At 61.2% G+C, this 22,362-nt stretch carries 19 protein-coding genes; 9 read left to right on the top strand and 10 right to left on the bottom strand.

The genetic code is table 11. From position 1 onward, the window contains the following. Window positions 1-103: 103 nt before the first annotated feature. The 7 genes from cpdA to J7655_RS03025 all read left to right on the top strand — a co-directional run bounded on the left by cpdA (window position 104) and on the right by J7655_RS03025 (window position 8,181). Window positions 104-919, top strand: a complete 816-nt coding sequence (gene cpdA / locus J7655_RS03055; RefSeq protein ID WP_230926517.1) for a 3',5'-cyclic-AMP phosphodiesterase — start codon at window positions 104-106, stop codon at window positions 917-919. An 81-nt stretch (window positions 920-1,000) separates the two neighbouring features. After that, the gene (locus tag J7655_RS03050) at window positions 1,001-1,612 is read left to right on the top strand and encodes a YqiA/YcfP family alpha/beta fold hydrolase (RefSeq protein ID WP_230926516.1); all 612 of its coding nucleotides are present in this window, start codon (window positions 1,001-1,003) and stop codon (window positions 1,610-1,612) included. A gap of 15 nt (window positions 1,613-1,627) precedes the next feature. Then, window positions 1,628-3,526, top strand: coding sequence for a DNA topoisomerase IV subunit B (gene parE, locus J7655_RS03045; RefSeq protein ID WP_230926515.1), 1,899 nt, complete (start codon window positions 1,628-1,630; stop codon window positions 3,524-3,526). Next, the gene (locus tag J7655_RS03040) at window positions 3,526-4,509 is read left to right on the top strand and encodes an esterase-like activity of phytase family protein (RefSeq protein ID WP_230926514.1); all 984 of its coding nucleotides are present in this window, start codon (window positions 3,526-3,528) and stop codon (window positions 4,507-4,509) included. The genes parE and J7655_RS03040 overlap by 1 nt, the downstream gene beginning before the upstream one ends. Then, window positions 4,506-5,030, top strand: a complete 525-nt coding sequence (locus J7655_RS03035) for a retropepsin-like aspartic protease family protein (RefSeq protein WP_230926513.1) — start codon at window positions 4,506-4,508, stop codon at window positions 5,028-5,030. The genes J7655_RS03040 and J7655_RS03035 overlap by 4 nt, the downstream gene beginning before the upstream one ends. Before the next feature lie 7 nt (window positions 5,031-5,037). After that, window positions 5,038-7,287: a DNA topoisomerase IV subunit A gene (gene parC / locus J7655_RS03030; protein WP_230926512.1), complete on the top strand. Its 2,250-nt coding sequence runs from the start codon at window positions 5,038-5,040 to the stop codon at window positions 7,285-7,287. Window positions 7,288-7,461: 174 nt separating this feature from the next. Next, entirely contained in the window at window positions 7,462-8,181 is a 720-nt protein-coding gene (locus J7655_RS03025) for a PqiC family protein (protein WP_230926511.1), read from the top strand. 182 nt (window positions 8,182-8,363) lie between these two features. Here the strand turns inward: J7655_RS03025 and hldE are convergent, their stop codons facing one another. The 4 genes from hldE to msbA form a co-directional block, all read right to left on the bottom strand. Further along, window positions 8,364-9,785, bottom strand: a complete 1,422-nt coding sequence (hldE, locus tag J7655_RS03020; RefSeq protein ID WP_230926510.1) for a bifunctional D-glycero-beta-D-manno-heptose-7-phosphate kinase/D-glycero-beta-D-manno-heptose 1-phosphate adenylyltransferase HldE — start codon at window positions 9,783-9,785, stop codon at window positions 8,364-8,366. Window positions 9,786-9,846: 61 nt separating this feature from the next. Beyond that, window positions 9,847-11,229, bottom strand: a complete 1,383-nt coding sequence (locus tag J7655_RS03015) for a PIG-L deacetylase family protein (protein WP_230926509.1) — start codon at window positions 11,227-11,229, stop codon at window positions 9,847-9,849. A gap of 4 nt (window positions 11,230-11,233) precedes the next feature. After that, window positions 11,234-12,130 (bottom strand): GNAT family N-acetyltransferase, encoded by an 897-nt coding sequence (locus tag J7655_RS03010; protein WP_230926508.1) that lies wholly within the window; start codon window positions 12,128-12,130, stop codon window positions 11,234-11,236. After that, complete coding sequence (gene msbA / locus J7655_RS03005) at window positions 12,130-13,971, bottom strand: lipid A export permease/ATP-binding protein MsbA (RefSeq protein ID WP_230926507.1); 1,842 nt, start codon at window positions 13,969-13,971, stop codon at window positions 12,130-12,132. Before msbA ends, J7655_RS03010 begins: the two co-directional genes overlap by 1 nt. Between msbA and J7655_RS03000 the strand changes: the two genes are divergently transcribed. Together J7655_RS03000 and J7655_RS02995 are read left to right on the top strand one after the other, a co-directional pair. Further along, a complete protein-coding gene (locus tag J7655_RS03000) occupies window positions 13,970-15,280 on the top strand; it encodes an O-antigen ligase family protein (RefSeq protein ID WP_230926506.1) in 1,311 nt (436 codons plus the stop codon). The genes msbA and J7655_RS03000 overlap by 2 nt on opposite strands. After that, entirely contained in the window at window positions 15,280-15,924 is a 645-nt protein-coding gene (locus tag J7655_RS02995) for a lipopolysaccharide kinase InaA family protein (protein ID WP_230926505.1), read from the top strand. Before J7655_RS03000 ends, J7655_RS02995 begins: the two co-directional genes overlap by 1 nt. Here J7655_RS02995 and J7655_RS02990 read toward each other — a convergent pair. Genes J7655_RS02990 through J7655_RS02965 form a run of 6 tightly spaced genes read right to left on the bottom strand, consistent with a single transcriptional unit; the run spans window position 15,897 to window position 22,353 of the window. After that, entirely contained in the window at window positions 15,897-16,553 is a 657-nt protein-coding gene (locus tag J7655_RS02990; protein ID WP_230926504.1) for a CatB-related O-acetyltransferase, read from the bottom strand. The genes J7655_RS02995 and J7655_RS02990 overlap by 28 nt on opposite strands. A 2-nt stretch (window positions 16,554-16,555) precedes the next feature. After that, window positions 16,556-17,440 carry a glycosyltransferase gene (locus tag J7655_RS02985; RefSeq protein ID WP_230926503.1) on the bottom strand — a complete coding sequence of 295 codons (885 nt, stop codon included), beginning with the start codon at window positions 17,438-17,440 and terminating at the stop codon, window positions 16,556-16,558. After that, entirely contained in the window at window positions 17,437-18,582 is a 1,146-nt protein-coding gene (locus tag J7655_RS02980) for a glycosyltransferase family 4 protein (RefSeq protein ID WP_230926502.1), read from the bottom strand. Before J7655_RS02980 ends, J7655_RS02985 begins: the two co-directional genes overlap by 4 nt. A gap of 2 nt (window positions 18,583-18,584) precedes the next feature. Next, on the bottom strand, window positions 18,585-19,466 hold the full coding sequence (locus J7655_RS02975) for a DUF6625 family protein (RefSeq protein WP_230927656.1): 882 nt from the start codon (window positions 19,464-19,466) through the stop codon (window positions 18,585-18,587). Window positions 19,467-19,493: 27 nt separating this feature from the next. Further along, entirely contained in the window at window positions 19,494-20,612 is a 1,119-nt protein-coding gene (locus J7655_RS02970; protein ID WP_230926501.1) for a glycosyltransferase, read from the bottom strand. Next, complete coding sequence (locus tag J7655_RS02965; protein WP_230926500.1) at window positions 20,599-22,353, bottom strand: carbamoyltransferase family protein; 1,755 nt, start codon at window positions 22,351-22,353, stop codon at window positions 20,599-20,601. Before J7655_RS02965 ends, J7655_RS02970 begins: the two co-directional genes overlap by 14 nt. Between the last annotated feature and the right edge of the window lie 9 nt (window positions 22,354-22,362).

Here is a 22,362-nt window from a genome sequence, read left to right as displayed (position 1 = left end):
AAAACGTTGCAGACGTTTTTCTGTGATCCGCGTCCACTTCCCAGGTTTTCCCTTTAGTGCGGCAACCACCATAATTCACTCGATAGAGTCCAAGGAGACGGTCTTGCCGAGCCTGCCCACCCACTCTGCTGATTCCTCGGTCCTGCTGGTGCAGTTGTCCGACAGCCACCTGTTCGCCGACGCGGGCGACAAGCTGCTGGGCATGGATACCTGCGACAGCCTGCGCCGCGTGATCGAGCAGATGCTGCAGGAGCAACCCGGCATCGACCTGATTCTGGCCACCGGCGACCTGTCGCAGGACGGCAGCCTGGCCTCCTATGAGCGCTTTCGCCACCTGACCGACCCGCTCGGCGCGCCCGTGCGCTGGCTCGCTGGTAACCATGACGAACTCCCGCCCATGCAAGGTGCCTGTGCCGGCACGCCGTTGCTCGAGCCGATCTACGACCTGGGTGCATGGCGCGTGATCATGCTCGACTCGTCGATCCCCGGCGCGGTGCCCGGTTTTCTTGCCGACAGCCAGCTTGAATTGCTGGAACGCGCCCTGAGTGAAGCACCGCAGCGCCATCACCTGATCTGCCTGCATCACCACCCGGTATCGATCGGCTGCACATGGATGGACCCCATCGGCTTGCGCAACGCCGATGCCCTGTTCGCCATCCTCGATCGCCATCCGCAGGCCCGAGCCGTGCTATGGGGGCACGTCCATCAGGAGTTCGACCAGATGCGCGGCAATCTGCGCCTGCTCGCCTCGCCTTCGACCTGCGTGCAGTTCGCACCGGGCAGTGAAGAATTCCAGGTCAGCAGCGAAGCCCCTGGCTATCGCTGGCTGCGCCTGCATACCGATGGCACGCTGGATACCGGTGTTTCGCGCGTAACCGGCATCACGTTCGAGATCGATTACAGCGTCAAGGGCTATTGAGGCGTCAGGCGGCAGGAAACCGCTTTGCTCTTGCCTGCCGCCTGAAGCCTGCCGCCGTTTTTTGTAGTAGCCTCCCGCACCATGACCGCATCCATTCTCTATATTCACGGCCTCAACAGTTCGCCGGCCTCGCTCAAGGCCAGCCAGTTGAGCCGTGCCATGGCTCATCTGGGCCTGGAAAACCAGTTGCGCGTACCGGCCCTGCATCATCATCCGCGCCAGGCCATCACGCAGTTGCAGGCGCTGATCGGCGAACTGGGCGCGCCGCTGCTGGTGGGCAGCTCGCTGGGCGGCTACTACGCCACTAACCTGGCCGAGCAGCACGGGCTCAAGGCACTGTTGATCAATCCGGCCGTGCAGCCGCACCTGCGCTTCGACGGCTACCTCGGCCCGCAGAAGAACTACTACAGCGACGAAACCTGGGAGCTGACCGAGGATCATGTCCACGCCCTGGCCGAGCTCGACGTTGCGCCACCGTGCGATCCGGCGCGTTACCAGGTGTGGCTGCAAACCGGCGACGAAACCCTCGACTACCGCGACGCCGAGCGCTATTACCGCGCCTGTGCCCTGCGCATCCAGGCCGGTGGCGACCACGGCTTCCAGGGCTTTACCGAACACTTGCCGGCACTCTTCGCATTCGCCGGCATTAGCGCCACACTCTGGCGCGATACCGACTTTTCCGCATTCAATTGATGACCAAGAGACCCTATGGCCCAGCAGAACGCCTATAACGCAGACGCCATCGAAGTTCTTTCCGGCCTCGACCCGGTGCGCAAGCGCCCGGGCATGTACACCGACACCACACGCCCCAACCACTTGGCCCAGGAAGTGATCGACAACAGCGTCGACGAAGCCCTGGCCGGGCACGCCAAGTCGATCCAGGTGATCCTCCACGAGGACAACTCGTTGGAAGTGCTCGACGACGGTCGCGGCATGCCGGTGGACATCCACCCGGAAGAAGGCGTGCCGGGTGTGGAACTGATCCTCACCAAGCTGCATGCCGGCGGCAAGTTCAGCAACAAGAACTACCAGTTCTCCGGCGGCCTGCACGGCGTCGGCATCAGCGTGGTCAATGCCCTGTCGACCCGCGTGGTGGTCACCGTCAAACGTGATGGCAACGAATACCAGATGAGCTTCGCCGATGGCTTCAAGGCCAGCGACCTGCAAGTCATCGGTACCGTCGGCAAGCGCAACACCGGCACCAGCGTGCATTTCTGGCCGGATGCCAAGTACTTCGACTCCTTCAAGTTCTCCGTCAGCCGCCTCAAGCATGTGCTCAAGGCCAAGGCCGTGCTGTGCCCAGGTCTGTCGGTGACCTTCGAGGACAAGGCCGCCGGCGAGAAGGTCGAGTGGTTGTACGAGGACGGCCTGCGCTCCTACTTGGTCGATGCCGTCAGCGAGTTCGAGCGCCTGCCGGCCGAGCCCTTCGTCGGCAGCCTGGCCGGCAACAAGGAAGCCGTTGACTGGGCCTTGCTGTGGCTGCCCGAGGGCGGCGACGCGGTACAGGAAAGCTACGTCAACCTGATCCCCACCGCGCAGGGCGGCACCCACGTCAACGGCCTGCGTCAGGGCCTGCTGGATGCCATGCGTGAGTTCTGCGAGTTCCGCAACCTGCTGCCGCGCGGCGTCAAGCTGGCTCCGGAAGACGTCTGGGAGCGCATCGCCTTCGTCCTCTCGATGAAGATGCAGGACGCCCAGTTCTCCGGGCAGACCAAGGAGCGCCTGTCCTCGCGCGAGGCAGCGGCGTTCGTCTCCGGCGTAGTCAAGGACGCCTTCAGCCTGTGGCTCAACGCCCACCCGGAAACCGGCCTGCAACTGGCCGAGCTGGCCATCAGCAACGCCGGCCGGCGCCTCAAGGCCGGCAAGAAGGTCGAGCGCAAGAAGATCACCCAGGGCCCGGCGCTGCCCGGCAAGCTGGCCGACTGCGCGGGGCAGAACCCGCTGCGCTGCGAACTGTTCCTGGTCGAGGGTGATTCGGCCGGCGGCAGCGCCAAGCAGGCGCGCGACAAGGAATTCCAGGCCATCATGCCGCTACGCGGCAAGATCCTGAACACCTGGGAAGTGGACGGCAGCGAAGTGCTGGCCAGCCAGGAAGTGCACGATATCGCTGTGGCCATCGGTATCGATCCAGGCTCCAGCGACCTTTCCGGGCTGCGCTACGGCAAGATCTGCATCCTCGCCGACGCCGACTCCGACGGTCTGCACATCGCCACCCTGCTCTGCGCCCTGTTCGTCCGTCACTTCCGCCCGCTGGTGGACGCCGGGCACGTCTACGTGGCCATGCCGCCGCTGTATCGCATCGACCTGGGCAAGGAGATCTTCTACGCCCTGGATGATGCCGAGCGCGATGGCATCCTCGACCGCCTGGTGGCCGAAAAACGCCGTGGCAAACCGCAGGTCACACGCTTCAAGGGCCTTGGCGAGATGAACCCGCCGCAGTTGCGCGAAACCACCATGGACCCCAACACCCGGCGCCTGGTGCAGCTCACGCTGGAAGACTTCGAAGGCACCCGCGAGGTGATGGACATGCTGCTGGCGAAGAAACGCGCCAGCGACCGCAAGAGCTGGCTGGAGTCCAAGGGCAACCTGGCCGAGGTACTGCTCTGATGCGTGTCATGTTCCTTGTGCTCGGCTTGCTGGCCAGTGGCGCACAGGCCGAACCGGTGCAGCTCGAAGAGCTCACACTGCAGGCCGAATACCCGGTCACGGCTATGCCGGGCGGGAATCTCTCGGGCCTGGCCATGTGCGGCGAAAGCCTGTGGGCGGTCTCCGACCGTGATGACGACCGCCTCTACCGGCTGCATGCCGAGGATGGCCTGCTGCGTGCCGAAGCGGAAACCTTCGTCGCCCCGGAGCCACCCGAAAGCCTGCTGCCCTGGGGGCTGCGCATGCGCAATTGGGCCAGCGGCCTGGTACGCGGAAGCATGCTGGATTTCGAAGGTCTGTCATGCGACGCCCAGGGTAATCGCTACCTGGTCAGCGAAACCCGCGCCGCCGTGCTGCAGGTCGCCAGCAACGGTAACGCCCAGTGGCTCAATTTGCCGACCGGCCTGGTACGTCAGGCCCGTGCCAGCGGCATGCTGCTGCACTTCAACCAGGGTTTCGAAGGCATCGCCATCGATCCGGCCGGTGATCGCCTGTGGCTGGCCGCCGAACAGCGCCGCCGTGGCCTGACCGTGCTGCATCGTCGCGGCAGCAGTTGGCGTTGTACCGGCGGTTGCGTGCTGACCAGCGAAAGCGGCGACGAACCCTCACCAGAAGCACTCGGCGGCCATCCGGCGCCGCGCGACTTCTCCGGCCTGGCCTATTTTGGTGAAAAGCTCTTTACCCTGGAGCGCCAGGCGCATCGCATTTGCCGCCGCACGCTGAGCGACGGCGTGGCTGAGCTCTGCTGGTCGTTCGCCAGCGAAGCGCTGAGCGAACCACGCCGCTACGCACCGAACTACGGCATGGCCGAAGCGCTGTGGATCGACAAGGATGGCGCCTGGATCGGCGTCGACAACGGCAGCCAGACCCGTGCTGACGGCGAAGTGCGTCCCGTCGCCTGGCGCTTTGCCGCGCCCAAGGGCGGCTGGAGCCGACGTCCGTGACAGAGCAGACGCCTGGCCGCCGCGCCGGACGGGTGATGTGGGTGCTCTTCTGGGGCACCGGCCTGCTGCTGGCCACGCATTTTTTCGGTAATTGGGAAGAGCGCCAGCGCAACCCCAACCAGACGCCGCAGTCGGTGCATGGCGAGGGTTACGTCGAAGTCAGCCTGACCAGCAGCCGGCAAGGCCACTATCTGGTCGACGGCGAAATCGACGGGCAGAAAGTGACGTTCCTGCTCGACACCGGCGCCACCCAGGTGGCGATTCCCAGTGCAGTGGCAGAGCGTCTTGGCCTGCAACGTGGCGCGCCAATCATCATCAGCACGGCCAACGGTCGTGCCACCGGGCACCGCACCCGTCTGAACAGCTTGCGCCTGGGCGACATCGAACTGCGTGACGTCGCCGCCTTGATCGCCCCCGGTATGGACGGCGACGACGTGCTGCTGGGCATGAGCGCCCTGAAGCAACTCGAATTCAGTCAAAAGGGCGGCACCCTGGTGCTGCGCCAATCAACCTTGCAATGAGGCCCGCATGAGCGAATCCCTCGACTTGAGCCTGGAAGGCGTTGAACGCCGGTCACTCGCCGATTTCACCGAGCAGGCTTATCTCAATTACTCCATGTACGTGATCATGGACCGCGCCCTGCCGCATATCGGCGACGGCCTCAAGCCCGTGCAGCGCCGTATCATCTACGCCATGAGCGAACTGGGCCTGGATGCCGACGCCAAGCACAAGAAATCGGCGCGCACCGTCGGTGACGTGCTCGGCAAGTTCCACCCGCACGGCGACAGCGCCTGCTACGAAGCCATGGTGCTGATGGCGCAGCCGTTCAGCTACCGCTACACCCTGGTCGACGGCCAGGGCAACTGGGGGGCGCCGGATGACCCCAAATCCTTCGCCGCCATGCGCTACACCGAAGCGCGCCTGTCGCGTTATTCGGAAGTGCTGCTAGCCGAACTCGGTCAGGGTACGGTCGACTGGGTGCCGAACTTCGACGGCACCCTGAACGAGCCGGCGACGCTGCCGGCGCGGCTGCCCAACCTCTTGTTGAATGGCACCACCGGCATCGCCGTGGGCATGGCCACCGACGTGCCGCCGCACAACCTGCGGGAAATCGCGGCGGCCTGCGTACGCCTGCTCGATGAGCCGAACGCCACGGTCGAGCAGCTGTGCGAGCATATTCAGGGCCCGGACTTCCCCACCGAAGCCGAGGTCATCACGCCCAAGGCCGACCTGCTGAAGATCTACGAGACCGGCCGCGGCTCGGTGCGTATGCGCGCGGTGTATCGCGTCGAGGATGGCGATATCGTCGTCACTGCCCTGCCGCATCAGGTCTCCGGGGCCAAGGTGCTGGAGCAGATCGCCGCGCAGATGCAGGCCAAGAAGCTGCCGATGGTCGCTGATCTGCGTGACGAGTCGGATCACGAGAACCCCTGCCGCATCGTCATCATCCCCCGCTCCAACCGCGTCGATGCCGATGAGCTGATGACCCACCTGTTTGCCACCACCGATCTGGAGTCCAGTTACCGGGTCAACACCAACGTCATCGGCCTCGACGGCAAGCCGTCGGTCAAGGACCTGCGCACCCTGCTCAGCGAATGGCTGGTGTACCGCGTCGGCACCGTGCGCCGCCGCTTGCAGTTCCGCCTGGACAAGGTGGAGCGTCGCCTGCACCTGTTGGAAGGCTTGCTGATTGCATTCCTCAACCTCGACGAGGTGATTCGCATCATCCGCAGCGAGGATTCGCCCAAGCCGGTGCTGATGGAGCGTTTTGGCCTGACCGACGTGCAGGCCGACTACATTCTCGACACCCGCCTGCGCCAACTGGCGCGCCTGGAAGAAATGAAGATCCGTGGCGAGCAGGACGAGCTGGCCAAGGAGCGCGACAAGCTGCTGGCCCTGCTCGGCAGCGAAGCCAAGCTGAAGAAGCTGGTGCGCAAGGAAATTCTCGAGGATGCCGAGAAGTACGGCGACGACCGCCGCTCGCCGATCGTTGCCCGCGCCGAAGCCAAGGCCCTCTCGGAAACCGAGCTGATGCCGACCGAGCCGGTCACCGTGGTGCTCTCGGAAAAAGGCTGGGTGCGCTGCGCCAAGGGCCACGATATCGACGCAACGGGGCTTTCCTATAAAGCCGGCGACGGTTTCAAGGCCGCCGCGCCGGGCCGATCCAACCAATACGCGGTATTTATCGACTCGACAGGCCGCAGTTATTCGCTCGCGGCTCACAGCCTGCCGTCGGCGCGTGGCCAGGGCGAGCCACTCACCGGCCGCCTGACCCCACCGCCAGGGGCGACCTTCGAGTGCGTGATGCTGCCCGAAGACAGCGCGCTGTACGTGATCGCCTCCGATGCCGGCTACGGCTTCGTGGTCAAGGGCGAAGACCTGCAGGCCAAGAACAAGGCGGGCAAGGCCCTGCTGAGCCTGCCCAACGGCGCTTGCGTGGTAACGCCCAAGCCACTGAGCAATCTCGAAGACGATTGGCTGGCCGCCGTCACCACCGAGGGGCGTCTGCTGCTGTTCCCGGTGCGCGACCTGCCGCAACTGGGCAAAGGCAAGGGCAACAAGATCATCGGCATCCCCGGTGAGCGCGTGGCCAGTCGCGAGGAGTACCTGACCGACCTGGCCATCGTACCGAGTGGCTCCAGCCTGGTGTTGCAGGCTGGCAAGCGCACCCTGACCCTCAAGGCCGATGACCTGGAACACTACAAGGGCGAGCGCGGCCGGCGTGGCAACAAGCTGCCGCGCGGTTTTCAGCGCGTCGACCAGTTGCTGGTGGAATAACCCCGGCATCCGCCATCGTTCTGCCACGATAACCGCGCGACCAGCCAGCAGCCAGGGCTGGAGTCATCGCGCGGTTTGACGGATGATACGCGCCCCGGGTCATGTGCAGATGACCCCACAGCATGATATGGGATCGATAGCAGCTGCCCCAGAAGCGGCTGCCTGGAATGAATGATGACTGTAGTACGCCCTGTGGCTCTGTTTCTGACCACGCTGCTCGTGCTGAGCGGTTGCAGCCTGCTGCAGCAGAAACCGGTGCCGCTTTACCAACTCGATAGCGGCGAAGCGCTGACGCCGACCCGTGAAAATGGCGTCACCGTGCTGATTGGCCCCATCAGCGTGGCTGATTACCTGCGCCAGCAAAATCTGCTGCAACGCCAGGCCGATGGCAGCCTGGTCGCCGCGCAAGACGCTCGCTGGGCCAGCGGCCTGGCCAACGACATCGACCAGCAGATGTTGCGCCAACTGGCCTGGCGTCTGGATAGTCAGCGACTGGCGCTGGCGCCGGCCGCACCGGGTTTCAGTGCCGATGCGCAGGTCATGCTGACCATCACCCGCCTGGACTCCGGCCCGACTCAACCTGCAGTGCTCGAAGCGCAATGGCGCCTGCTCGACCGCCGTGGACAACTGCGCGACAGCCGCCTGATCCGCCTGGAAGAAGCACACGGCGGCGCCCTGGCTGAACAGGTCAAGGCTCAGAGTCTGCTGCTGCAACGCCTGGCCGCTGAGTTGGCAGTGGCCATTCAACCCATCGCCGCCGCCGATCCGGCACCCGAAGCGCCGCGCAAGAAGGCGCCGGTGGCCAAAGCCAAACCGCAGGAACCTGACACAGCCGGGCCGAAGATTCCGGTGGCAGAACCGATCAAGATCGATACCGAAGTCTTCCGTTTCTAGGGATATCCTCCATCCATTCAACGCCACTCCCGCAAAGCGGGAGCCTGGATGGGGGTGTGGGCTGTGGATGCCCATCTGCATGGGCATGCAGGCGTTTGCAGTGTGCGCCCGAACGATTCTCTGCTGCCAACTGACAGACACTGCGCACACCAGAGCCGACGGGCGATGCCATAGGCAATGCGTTACTTGCTGCGGATCTTCTCGACGATGGCGGTGGTGGAGCTGTTCTCCACCAGCCCAAGCACGCGTACTTCGCCGCCATAGGCCTGGACGATATCGGCGCCGACGACCTGGTCAACGCCGTAATCGCCCCCCTTGACCAGCACATCCGGCTGCACCTGCTTGAGCAGACGCTCGGGCGTGTCCTCGCTGAAGCTCACCACCCAGTCCACCGCGCCGAGGCCGGCCAACACGGCCATACGGCGATCGACGGCATTGATCGGTCGCCCCGGGCCTTTCAGGCGACTGACCGAGGCATCGTCATTGACCGCCACGATCAGGCGGTCGCCCTGCGCGCGGGCCTGTTCCAGATAGGTCACGTGGCCGGCATGCAAAATATCGAAGCAGCCATTGGTGAAGACGATCTTCTCGCCATGGGCACGGGCATCCTCGATGGCGATCAGCAGTTGATCGAGGCTCAACACGCCACGTTCGGAACCTTCCTCGCGCTGCACGGCGCGGCGCAGCTCTGGCGCGCTGATGGCGGCCGTGCCGAGCTTGCCGACGACGATGCCAGCGGCCAGATTGGCCAGGGCCACCGCCAGCGGCAACTCCTCGCCAGCGGCGATGGAGGCCGCCAGGGTAGAAATAACCGTGTCACCGGCACCGGTGACGTCGAACACTTCCCGAGCACGGGCCGGCAGATGCAATGGCGCATACTGCGGGCGCAGCAAGGTCATACCGTGCTCACCACGGGTCACCAGCAGCGCACCCAGTTCCAGGTCGCTCATCAACTTGGCACCCTTGCTGACCAGCTCGGCTTCGTCGGCGCAGCCACCGACGATCAGCTCGAATTCATGCAGATTGGGGGTGATCAGGCTGGCGCCACGGTAGATGGAAAAGTCCTTGCCCTTGGGGTCGGCCAGCACCGGAATGTTCTTCTTGCGCGCGGCCTGGATCAGCGCCTGATGATTCTGCAGTGCCCCCTTGCCATAGTCCGACAGAACCAGCACCTTGACCCCGGCGAGCAGTGCATCGACGTCACGCGCCAGGGCGGCGCTGTCAGTGTTGAAGGGCTCCTCGAAGTCCATGCGCAGCAATTGCTGGTGACGGCTCATCACCCGCAGCTTGACGATGGTGGGCTGGTCGTCGAGGCGCTGGAAATGGGTTTCCACGCCCGCACCACGCAGGCTGTCGCTGAGGCTGTCGGCGGCTTCGTCTTCGCCGGTCACACCGACCAGCAGGGCGCGCGCGCCGAGCGCGGCGATGTTCAACGCCACGTTGGCAGCGCCACCGGGACGATCCTCGATCTGATCGACACGCACCACCGGCACCGGCGCCTCCGGGGAAATCCGCGAGGTGCCGCCATGCCAGTAGCGATCGAGCATCACGTCGCCCACCACCAGAACGGCGGCTTGGTCATAGCGGGGCATGGTCAGTTTCATGGTGGCTCCAGAAGGGGAGAAAAACGGGAAAAATCATAGCATGAGCCAATCGGCGTACCGCTTAACGCTGACGGACCCAGAACAGTTCGTGGCGACGCACGGCCTTGCGGAAGAACTCGTCTTCGCCCGTGGCCGGCCAGCGACGCCCAGCCAGCAGTTGCTGAATCAAGCGGCGCAGGCGCCTTTTCAGCGGCAGTGGGCCTTGCAGATCATGCTGCAGGCCGAGCGCCATGGCCTTGTCCAGTTGCTGCTCGGCATCCAGCGTCGGGCTCCACAAGCGATCAGCCGGCAGCGCCGTCAGCGCCGGCGGCAGGGCAATGCCATTACCGGCCGGGCCCATGGGCCAACGGTCGTTGTCGTGTAGATGGTTGGCGTAGAGCAACAGGGTTTGCGGCTTCCAGCCGCTGCAATCGCAGGCTTCGAGCACGGCACGGGTGCTGGCGACATGGTCGTGATGTGGATCGAGTTCCGGGTGCGGCGTCAGCAGCACTTCGGGGCGGTAATGCTCGATCACGGCGACCAGATCGGCGATCAGGTTGTTCCAGGTCGGCTGGCCATCGGCGTCCGCCGGCAGCGTCAGCGGGTTGTGACAGCGCACGCTGCGAATATCGCTCTCGCCCGACTCCCGCGAGCCAAACGGCGTTTGCGGTTGCTCGGCCATGGCCGGCAGTTGCAGGCAGTAGTAACCGAGCTGCACACAACGCGCTTGAGTGACCCCTCCCCAGAGCGGCGCGGCCAGGCTGTCCCAGGCGCGCAGCCGCCCCTTCAGGCGAGCGGCGGCAGCCTTGTCCAGGCCGAGGCGCTGATAGTTTTCGGCCTCGATCTCACCCTGAGTCAGGGTGACGATTGCCGTGTCGGACGAGCGGCTGTACTGACCAAAAGCCGCCAACTCGGCATCGTCGGCATGCGGCGCGATGATCAGCATGCGCTGTTTACTGAAGTCCGGATTACGCATGGCGTGCAGGCGCAGCTCGCCATCTATTCGGCAAAACCGTGGAACGATGCTTAGCCCGTTCGCCTGCTGCCCGGATAAATTGAGGTAACGACGCCCGACAACGCCGCGCTCGAAATCCTGACGGTCATCGCCGAGCAGAACATGCGGGTCGAGCCAGCGCCCGAGCCATGTTGCCGTCAGACGCAGCTCGAGGATCTGCGTGTCACGGCCCTCCAGCCCCTCCTCGACATACAGGATGCCTTGCTCGATGCGCGCCGGCACACTCAGACAGTCATCGGGAAAGTCATAGCGATAGTCGTCGCGCGGCGAATAGAACAGGTGATCGGCAAACCAGGCCTCGTGTGCCACCCAACCCAGCACCAGCAGCAGAGGCGGCAGCCACCAGGCAACGCACACACCCAGTACCAGCAGGGCCAGCAGCGCCACTGACAAGCCGATACGTTTGTTGCGCCGGTGGCGCCTGAGCAGTTGTTGCTTGCGTCCGTTCATCGCCTCACACCTGATAGACCGGCACCCGGTTGCACCAGCGATCCTTGTATTCGCGGTCGGCGCGGCCGAAGGAGTAGCGCAACGGCTTGCCCAGCGCTCGCGCATGCTCCCATTCACTCTGCGTATTGACGAAGCTGAGCACGCTGCCGGGGCTGAACTCGCGCTGCTGCGGGTCGACCCCACCGTTGATGTATTCCAGGCTGACCCATTGCGGCGCCTCGACGCGATAGAGCACCTGGATCGCCACCGGCTCGTCGTTGAGATAGATCAGCGCGCCGGTCATGAACTCGCGCAGCAAGCCGAACACTTCGCCCAGATGATCCTTGCCGGTGGCCGCGAAGCCCCAGCGGCGCTGAAACAGATCGGCGTAGATGCGCGCCTGTTCCTCCGGCGTCAGCTCCAGCATCGGCCGGATCACCCCGCCCGCCTCCTCCAGCAAACGCTGTTCACGGCGCTGGTTGTAGCGGAACTTCTTGCTGTACTGCTCCGGCTCGCGGGCCAATGCCAGCCCTTCGGGCTGCTCGCTGATGCCGGTAAGTTGAGCGGCATTGAGCTCGGACAGGTAGCGCACCCGATGACGCAACGGCACATGCGCATCGGCAGCCAGCGGCAGGATGATCTCGGCATTGCCCAGGTCGAACAGGCCACGCTTGCCCTGCTGTTTGAGCACGTCCTTGGACAAGGCCAGGTGCCGCCCCCAGGTCGGGATAGCAGCTTTTAGCTCACCACCTGACTGCCATCCCAGATAACGCACCGGGATACCGGCCAGATCGGCCAACCGTGCCACCACCTCGGGGTGAGTGGCAACGCTGCCACCGAAGCGCGCCCAGGCCTCGGCGTAGTCAGCCGCATTGATTGGCGCCCAGCCACGCTCACGCCAGAATTGCAGACGATTCAGCATCAGGTGTTCAGCTCAGCTACGACGGACTCGTCGCCGTCCTCGAACTGCTTGGCATGCAGTCTGGCGTAGTAGCCATTCTGTGCCAGCAACTCGGCATGCGTACCGCGCTCGACGATCTGCCCCTGATCCATCACCAGAATCAGATCGGCCTTCTCGATGGTAGTCAGGCGGTGCGCGATCACCAGCGTGGTACGACCCTGCATCACCTGATCCAGCGCCGCCTGGATATGCCGCTCGGACTCGGTATCCAGGGCCGAGGTGGCCTCGTCGAGAATCAACAGCGGCGCATCCTTGAGCAGCGCACGGGCAATGGCCAGGCGCTGACGCTGCCCGCCGGATAGCAACACGCCGTTCTCGCCGACCAGGGTGTCATAACCCTGCGGCATCTTCTCGATGAACTCGGCGGCATAAGCATCGGCGGCCGCCTGCTGCACAGCTTCGAGCGGCGCGCCGGCCAGATCGCCATAGGCGATATTGTTGCGCACCGAGTCATTGAACAGGGTGACGTGCTGAGTCACCAGAGCAATGTGGCGACGCAAATTGCGCAGGGTGTAATCCTCGACATCGACACCATCGAGCAGGATGCTGCCCTGCTCGTGGTGATAGAAACGCGGAATCAGGTTGGCCAGGGTCGACTTGCCGCTACCGGAACGCCCGACCAGTGCCACCATCTGCCCTGGCTCGGCGACGAAGGAAATGTTGTTCAGCACGGGCTTTTTCGAACCGGGGTAGCTGAAGCTCAGATCCTTCACTTCCAGTCGGCCGTTGATGCGCTCGCGTTCCTGAGTGCCGCAGTCGACTTCCGGCTCCTCGTCGAGCTGCTCGAAAATGCTCTCGGCACCCGCCACACCTTTCTGGATGGTCGAGCTGACCTCGGACAGTTGACGAATCGGCTTGGGCAATAGACCCGCCAGAGTGATATAGGCCACCAGATCACCCGCCGAGGCATCACCGCGAAGCCACAGGACAAGAAACATCAGCACGGCCATGGCACTGTAGATCACCAGTTGCAGTGAAGGCGTATAGACCGCGTTAGTCTTGACCATCTTCAGTTGCTTGAGCTTGTTCTCCTCGCTGGCCCCGAGAAAGCGCTGTTTCTCGTAATCCTCACCACCAAAACTGCGCACCACGCGGTAGCCCTGGATGCTCTCGGAGGTGACGTGGGTGACATCACCCATGCTGGTCTGGATCTTCTTGCTCTGCTTGCGAAATTTCTTGCTGGTGCTGGTCACCATCAGACCGATGACAGGCAGGATCGCCACCATCACCAGCGTCAGTTTCCAGTTCATCCACAATAGGGTGGCGAACAGGAAGATCACCGTCATACCTTCACGCACGACAACCTTGATCGCATCGGTAGCCGCACCGGTGACCATGGTCACGTTGTAGGTAATGCGCGAGATCAGATGACCGGAATTATGGTTGTCGAAATAACGATTGGGCAGGGTTAGCAGATTATTGAATAGCTCTACGCGCAGATCCTGAACCAACCCCATCGATACCTTGGCCAGGTAGTAATTGCCGAGGAACGAACCAATACCCTGCCACAACGCAATCAACACGATCAGCAGTGGTACGGCCTGCAGCAGCTTCAGGTGCGCTAGCCATGGCGCATGCTCCAGCAACCAGGGCACACCCGCAAAAAGACTGGCATCTGGATTGGACAGTCCGTCGACGAAATATTTGAGGATATAACCCAGCATCGGTTGGGTGGACGCGAAGATCAGAAAGCCTGCCAGGCTGAGCAGGAACAAACCGATGTAAGGTCTGACGTAACGTAACAAGCGAAAATAGATCTTCAAACTAGAGCTGGATTGAAGGTCCGCAGAGGTATCGGTCATGGAAATATGCCGCAGCCAGAACAAGGGCGAATACTATCACAGCCCCCCTTGCGCCATGGATGCGCGAAATATCCGCTGGTATCCCGTAGAATCGCGCCTCGAATCAGGATCAGAGGATGCAGGATCAATGTCGTTTGCCTTACGCGCATGGCCGCGCACTACATCAGATTTCGTTGGCGAATGGATTTTGCCGATCGGCTACTTTTGCTTGCTGACCGGCCTCACTTGGCTGGACGATCGCAGTCAGTATCACAAGCTTTTCTATGCACTGGTTGCAGCGCCGGCACTCATCGCAATGGTGATGCAGCCCAAACAACTTGTCTCGCCGCTTCGCGACCCCATCACGCTAGCATTCATTGCCTTCTCTGCGTGGGCCCTGCTGAGCATATCCTGGTCGGACACCGACGAGTCTGTTGCGTCGCTGAGCAAGAGGCCACTGTATATCCTCATGCTCTTCATGGCCTGCGCATTCATGGCGCAACGCAACTGCTCGCGACTGCTGAAGGTAGTGTGCCTGGCCTCACTTGTGATCATCCCGATAGCCGCTTATGCGTTGATCGATTTTGCTCTACATCACGAACCTGATGCTCGCCTGGTCGGTAGCGGCGCACTGGACAATCCTCTGCTCAGCTCGCATGTATTCGGCTTGTTCTGCATAGCCTGGCTTGGCTGGGGGATGACAGCCTCCAGCAGGCAGAGCCAGCTGGCACTCATACCACTCGCGGTGCTGTTGCTAACCCTGCTTGCAACCGGCTCACGCACTCCAATTCTCGCTCTAGCGCTCGCATCGGGCTGGTTGATGATCTGCTGCTGGAATAAGCGCGCCCTTGTGCTGGCCGTCCTTGGTGCCTGTGGTGTACTAGCCCTGCTGCTGATTTACCCGGAGAGCTTGCTGAACCGGGGCACATCTTATCGTTTGGAAATTTGGCAGTTGGCACTTGAGCAAATTCGCCTCCAGCCCTGGATCGGGCATGGTTTCGATGCCCATCTTGCGATTAGCATCCCCGGAACCAACTACACATTCAGCGAGCCTCATAGCTTCTTCCTCGGCGTGCTTTATTACACGGGGATCATTGGCGCCCTCTTCTGGCTGTTTATGCACGGAGCAGCACTTTGGGCCTGCTGGCAGCAACGCAGTGACCTGTATTTCATTATCGCTGGCGCCCTGGTCGTTTACGGGCTGGGCGCCGGCCTGGCCGAGGGCGGTGGCATTCTTTCCCGCCCCAAGGAGCATTGGTTCCTGACCTGGATTCCACTGGCCCTTGTGGCAGCCTTGAATATCGGCCGCAAAAAAGAGCGAGACCGTTGATGCAACGTCTGTCAGCCGATCAACTACAAGTACTGATGCACGATTCGACCGTCTTGGAACAGGATGGTCTCGGCCCGAAGGTTCTACGCCTTCAGGACGGCAGCTACCTGAAACTGTTTCGTAAGCGACGGTTATTCTCCAGCGCAACACTAAAGCCTTACGCGATGCGCTTTTCCGAAAATGCCAGACGCCTACAACGTCTGGGCTTTAGCACGCCGCAAATCATCGCAACCTATCGCGTAGAAGATAAAGTAAACGGCACGGCCGTGCATTACGTGCCATTGCCTGGCGATACGCTGAGAAAGACCCTCGAGGAAGCGCAGCCGGAACAACAGCGCAGATTGATTACGCAATTTGGCCAACTACTCGGACACCTGCATGAGCAGGGTGTCTATTTCCGTTCCATCCACCTGGGCAACGTACTCGTGCTGCCAAATGAAGCATTAGGCCTCATCGATGTAGCGGATATGAAAGTGGGACGCCGCCCGCTCAGCCTGAGCATGCGTCAACGCAACCTGAAGCACATGCGTCGCTACGAAAAGGATGAACACTGGCTTTTCGGGTTGTACAGGGACGCGTTGAGCCAAGGCTACGGCCAGTACGCCCCTCATTTCGTTCAGGCGCTTTTGCTGAGGCCGGACTGATTTGACATAGCGTTAGTGCGCCGTTCCACGTACTCGATAAACGCATCCAACCGCTCGCTGCAAAGCAACGTACTGACCTGACGGATCTCGCCTTCCGGCCAATCCCACCATTTCGCAGCCAAAAGCGCCCCTCTGATCGACTCAGAAAAACGCCAACGGATATGTCGTGCTGGGTTACCGGCTACGATCGAGTAAGGCGCAACATCACGGGTGACCACAGCGCCAGCGGCGACCACCGCGCCATCCCCCACAGTGACGCCAGAAAGAATCACCGCGCCGGTACATAGCCACACGTCGTTGCCGATAACAACATCGCCACGGCTGAATGCATAACCGGGAATCTCCGCAGCCTCATCAATCATTGCGGGGAACGGGTAAGTCGTGACCCACTCTGTGCGGTGATGACCACCCAGAAAAATCTCGACCTGCTCGGCGATAGAGGTGTAAGCGCCAATACGCAGCGTAGCTCCCTCGTTCCAGTCATGAACGATTGGCAGACCATAGCTGCCGACACCAATCGAATAGTGGGGATAGCGCAGCAGGAAGCGTGCCTGACCGCGATACAGCTTCGGCAACTTACGGATCGCTCGCTTGGCCCGACGCTCTCTAAATCTTGCCCAGAAGCTCATGGTCAATTTTTCTCCAAGGGCGAGAAAAGCAGACGCCCCAACCCACGCCAGGTCTTCTTGTTCCAGCTACGAAACGGAATCTGCCTGAGCAACTGCTTCGCGTAATCACGATCTCGGTTGGAGCACTTCAGGAACATCGAACTGAGAAAGCGTGTCCGGACAAATTCGTACTGCGGGTGATCCTTGAACAAGGCATAGGTGCGCAGAATGCTGTCCACCATGAACGGCGTATTCTTGGACGAGTTGCTGTCGTGTTTGCGGTATTGAGCTAGCACCTCGCCAAGGCAATCGATGTAGTAGCCGGCATGGGTGATCTTGAGTTCGATGAGCAAATCCTCCAGTCGAATCTGCGGGTCGAACCCACCCACCTGCTCCAGCGCCTCTTTGCGAAATAGCAGAGTGGGTGCTGGCGGATAAGGTTTGCGCTCCATGAACACGTCATCGAAATCCAGTCGACGGAACGCGATATCCCGTCGCTGACGAGATTCGGGAAACAGCTGGCCATCGGAATCGATCAATTCGATATTGCCGGCGCAGATTCCTACCTCAGGCTTGTCCTGCATGTAGGCAACCTGCTTGGCGATTCGCTCGGGCACCATGATGTCATCCGAACCAAACGGAGCAATCAAGCTGCCTTTGGCGCGTGCAATCGCCTCGTTGAGCGTGTGCGTCAGGCCTTTATTCTGCTGAACACGCAACTCGAATCCATGCTCACGCTGCAACTGCTCTATTCGCACCACACTGTCATCTGTGGAGCCGTCATCAACTACGAGCAGCTCGATATGCGGATATGTCTGCTGCACGACACTGAGGATGCACTGTTCGATATAGTGTGCATGGTTATATGAGGCAATGACGACCGTGACCAATGGCAGCTGTTCTGTCATGGCGTCACCTCGCTCAACGCAGAGTCGATCAACTCCAAGTACTGCTGGCGAAACACGTCAATATCGTGCTGTTCCTTTAGATAACGATAGGACTGCTCCCCCTTCATCTGGAGCTGCTCATCACTGAGAGAGAGGTACTCATCCAAGGCCCTGCTCAACCCCTCGACATCTGCCGGTGCGACAGCAATACCACCAGCACCCTGGATCAATGGCAGCATGGCTGGGACATCGCTCGCGATCACCGGTAGACGCCCACTCATTCCTTCGAGCAGTGCTAAACCTAGCCCCTCTGCCAAAGAAGGCATGGCCCATATATCGAACGCGCGCACATAGCGCAGGGCGTTTTCGCGGAAACCAAGCAGATGCACACGCCCTTGCAAACCGAGAAGCTCTACCTCCCGTAGCAAGCGGTCATGCTCGCGTCCCGCGCCAATGATTGCCAACTGCGCATTCGGATGCGCCCCTGCAATCTGCGCAAAAGCACGGATCAGGTGAATATGCCCCTTTACCGGGACCAGTCGCCCCAACGCTCCGACAAGCCGTACATGTGGCTCGAGCCCTAACTGGGAACGCGCCTCGTCACGCGAAAGCTGAAGGCCTTCAGCCTGCATAATATCAATGGCATTGGTTATCGCGACAGTATTGCGCTCGGTGAAGCCGCATCGGCAATCGAGGAGATATTGTCTGACCGCAGGTGAAACACCCACGAAACGCCAAGCGGAGCTGACCAAGCGAGCAGTCTGCTGACGACGATAGGCTCGATCGTATTCGCCAAAACCATGAGCGATACCGATACACAAAGGGATCTTCAACCAGCGATTGAGCATCAGCATCATGTTCACAGGCTTGAAGCGATTGCAGATCACCACATCGAAGCGCTCATTTCGGCAGTATCGGAATAGCTGCCACATGGCGCGAATACGCATACCCTTGAGTTGGGCGTCGGAAAACTCGAAATAGATCGAACGCTCGGCTCGACTCTCGGGTTGATCACCGGTAGGCCGCCCACGTAGAAACGCATTGACCGTCTCGAAACGCTCCGAAGGTAGGGCGTGAAAAATCTGCTCTCCCAAATCGGCAAAATCGTGCGTCTTGATGTTGTAGTCCGGATGCAACTGCAAGACTTTGATACGTCGCGCCATATTCACTCCCACTGCGAAAATCCCTCTTCGTCGATCATCCAAGCCTGCTTAACTGCCAGCATCTGCATCGACTCCTGCGCGGGAGCCGATTTATCCGACCACGCACCACGCTTCCATATGGCGAAGTGGAAATAAGGAAACTGTCGATCACCATCCTGGTCGTTGGTCAGGCTGCCGTTACGCCAGAGCCAGCACCTAGGAAAATTAAAACTGCCATCGATCCAAGGGATACATCCATCAGGGGTGCTGAATGCCTCGATGAACTCACTACGCCGACGCAATGGATTGAACCGCCCTACCAAATTGAAAAGCGGCTTTGGAAAATTCTTCCGCCACAGGAACAAACGACTGAATGCACCTTCATCGAGTGCATGATGCTCCTGATCCCCCAAACGCTCCTGCCAGTGCGGCATGCGCATGAACAGCTGACGCATCACGTCCGTATTACGTATCAGGCAAAGATGCCCAGACACACGCCGGGCATGTGTGGAATAGAGGTCGTAACGTGCAAGCCGCTCATCGGTGAAGTACTGGCGTAAACGCCCGTAAATCAAGTCGAGGTCACCGAATGCCCAAAAATCGTATCCCCGCAATTGCTCTTGATGAATAAAGCCAAGAGCGGGTTTGAGGTCGCAAAGCTTGTAGGGATTAACCGGTGAGAACGATATACCGAGACGATCCGAAACCAACGAGCAATAGTCAGCGTACGTCACGGGCTCAACGCGAACGTTGGCCGGCAGACCCTCCGGCTCGCCACAGTCACTAAAAAGCAACCAGTCTATATCTGGATTGGTTCTGCAGCTTTCAAGAAACAGAGGCATCCAGAACGGCCAGCGCCCAAAATACGGAATGATGAAACAAATACTAGGGGCCACAGTCACGATCCCAGAATTCAAATAAAACACGGCAAATTATTGGGACAACCAACCGAGCGTCCAGAAGCGCTCACGTGCTGCCTGATCACTAAAGCACAGACTCAACCTATCAGCTGATGACTGCGTGTCTATCAGACCCTCGGCACATTCACGCAAGCCTGTTGCCAATGCAGAGGGTTGAGCAAAAGCAACCAGCAAGCCACTCCCGTCCACCACCTCACGGCCGCCGCCACAATCACTACAGATAACGGGTACCTCCGCTGCCATCGCCTCCAGCAACACCATGCCGAACGGCTCATGATCGGAGGTCAGCGCGAACACGTCGAACGCCTTGAAATAGTGTCGCCCATTGGGCACCTGACCGAGAAAGCGTACCGAATCGCTGACGCCCAGTTCAGTTGCCAATGCCTTCAACTGCGCCTCCAGCCGGCCGCTACCCATGATCGCCAGCAGACTACCTGCAGGCAGTTGTGGCAGTGCCTGGGCGAAACCGCGAATCAGCGTAGCCTGATCCTTGTCCGGATGCAGACGGCCGACATTGCCGACCACCCAGGCATCTAGCGGCAGCCCAAGATGCTCACGGGCAGCCTCACGAGATACTTGTTCAGCCTGCACGGCCTCGACGTCTATGCGGTTGTACAGCGTTTCAATACGCTCGGCAGGCCAACCAGGCAGGCAGGCGCGCATGTCGTCGCGTACGGCGTTAGACACACCAAGCAGCGCCAGGCGCTTGCGAAAGAAGTTGGCGAACAACTGGCGTGAACGACGCTTGAAGTCGCCAAAGGCGTGATGCACGCCGATCACCGGCAGGTCGCTGCCGAGCAAGGCGACATAGATCGGTTTGAAGCGGTGGGCGATGCACAGGGCAAAGTCGCGTGAGGCAGCGATTCGCCGGAAATCGCGGATCGCCCCCAGCTTGAGGCCGCGCACCTGAGCGCTGGAGTAGTCGAGGAAAATTACCTCGTCCGAGGCCGAGCCGCGCTCGACCTCGGTACTCGGTTTACCCGTCAGGTAAACCGTGCAGACCTTGTAGGGCGTGCCCTTGAACAGCACGGCGTATTGCCGCGCACAATCCAGAAAGGGACCGTCATAGCCATGGCAGAACTGCAGCACCCAACGCTCGGTCTCGCCATGTGCCTGGTCAGACGTGGTCATACCAATCCTTGCCATCCTTGACCACGAGAATGTCTTCCATGATCAGGTACTGCAGGTCGGAGCCGTAGAACATGTTCAGCGCATCGGTGGGCGAGCAGATCATCGGCTCGCCACGACGGTTGAGCGAGGTGTTCAGCGATACGCCGTTACCGGTGAGCTTCTCCAGCTCCAGCATCAGGTCATACCAGCGCGGGTTGAAGCGGCGCTCCAGCACCTGGGCGCGCGAGGTGCCGTCTTCATGCACGACTTCGCCAACGCGCTCCTTCCATTCCTCGTTCACCTCGAAGGTGAAGGTCATGAACGGGCTCGGGTGATCGACCTTGAGCATCTTCGGCGCCACGGTGTCGAGCATGGACGGACAGAAGGGTCTCCAGCGCTCGCGGAACTTGATCTGCTCGTTGATGCGGTCGGCCACGCCCGGCACGCTCGGGCAGCCGATGATGGAACGGCCACCGAGGGCGCGCGGGCCGAACTCCATGCGGCCCTGGAACCAGGCTACCGGGTTGCCGTCGACCATGATCTTGGCGATGCGCTCGGGGGTATTGTCGATGCGCTTGAACACCGGCTTGTTCGGGTGCTTGGCGCAGGCGGCGACGACTTCCTCGTTGCTGTACGAGGGGCCGAGATAGACGTGTTCCATCTTCTCCACCGGTACGCCGCGCTGGTGCGAAACGTAGGCGGCGGCGCCGACAGCGGTGCCGGCATCGCCAGAGGCCGGCTGGACGAACAGCTCCTTGACATCATCGCGGGCGATGATCTTCTGGTTCAGTTTGACGTTCAACGCGCAGCCACCGGCGAAGGCGATCTTGCCGGTTTCCTTGAGGATGTCGCCCAGGTAGTACTCCATCATCTGCAGCGCCAGCTTCTCGAACAGCGCCTGCATGCTGGCCGCATAATGGATGTACGGGTCGTCGGCGATATCGCCCTCACGCTTCGGGCCGAGCCATTCGATCAGCTTGGGTGAGAAGTAGTAGCCCTTGCCGTTTTCCTTGTAGCGACGGAAACCGATGACGTTGGCGTACTCGGTGTTGATGATCAGCTCGCCGTTCTCGAACTTGGCCAGCCGCGAGAAATCGTACTTGGCGGCGTCGCCATAGGGCGCCATGCCCATGACCTTGAACTCGCCATCGAGCATCTCGAAGCCCAGGTACTCGGTGATCGCGCCGTACAGGCCGCCGAGCGAATCCGGATCGTAGAACTCCTTGATCTTGTGGATCTTGCCGTTCTCGCCGTAGCCGAAGAAGGTGGTGGCGTACTCGCCCTTGCCGTCGATACCGAGGATCGCGGTCTTCTCCTTGAAGCCCGAGCAGTGGTAGGCGCTGGAAGCGTGCGCCAGGTGGTGTTCGACCGGCTCGACCTTGACCTTCTTCAGGTCGAAACCGAGCTGCACCAGGCACCACTCGATGCGCTTCTTGTAGCGTTTGTAGCGGCGGTTGCCGAACAGGATGGCATCGAGCGCACGATCCGGCGCGTAGGCGTAGCGCTTGGCGTACTGCCAGCGGGCCTTCTCGAAGATGCTGATAGGGGCGAAGGGAATGGCGACCACGTCGACATCCGAGGGCTTGATGCCGGCTTGCTCCAGGCAGAACTTGGCCGACTCGTAGGGCATGCGGTTCTTCGCGTGCTTGTCACGCACGAAGCGCTCCTCTTCCACCGCCGCGATCAGCTTGCCGTCGATATACAGCGCGGCGGACGGATCGTGACTGAGGGCGCCGGACAGGCCGAGAATGGTCAGTGCCACAGGTTTGAG

Source organism: Pseudomonas wenzhouensis (assembly GCF_021029445.1).
In the GTDB taxonomy this organism is placed as follows: Bacteria; Pseudomonadota; Gammaproteobacteria; order Pseudomonadales; family Pseudomonadaceae; genus Aquipseudomonas; species Aquipseudomonas wenzhouensis.
This window is presented reverse-complemented; position numbering and strand designations above follow the sequence as displayed.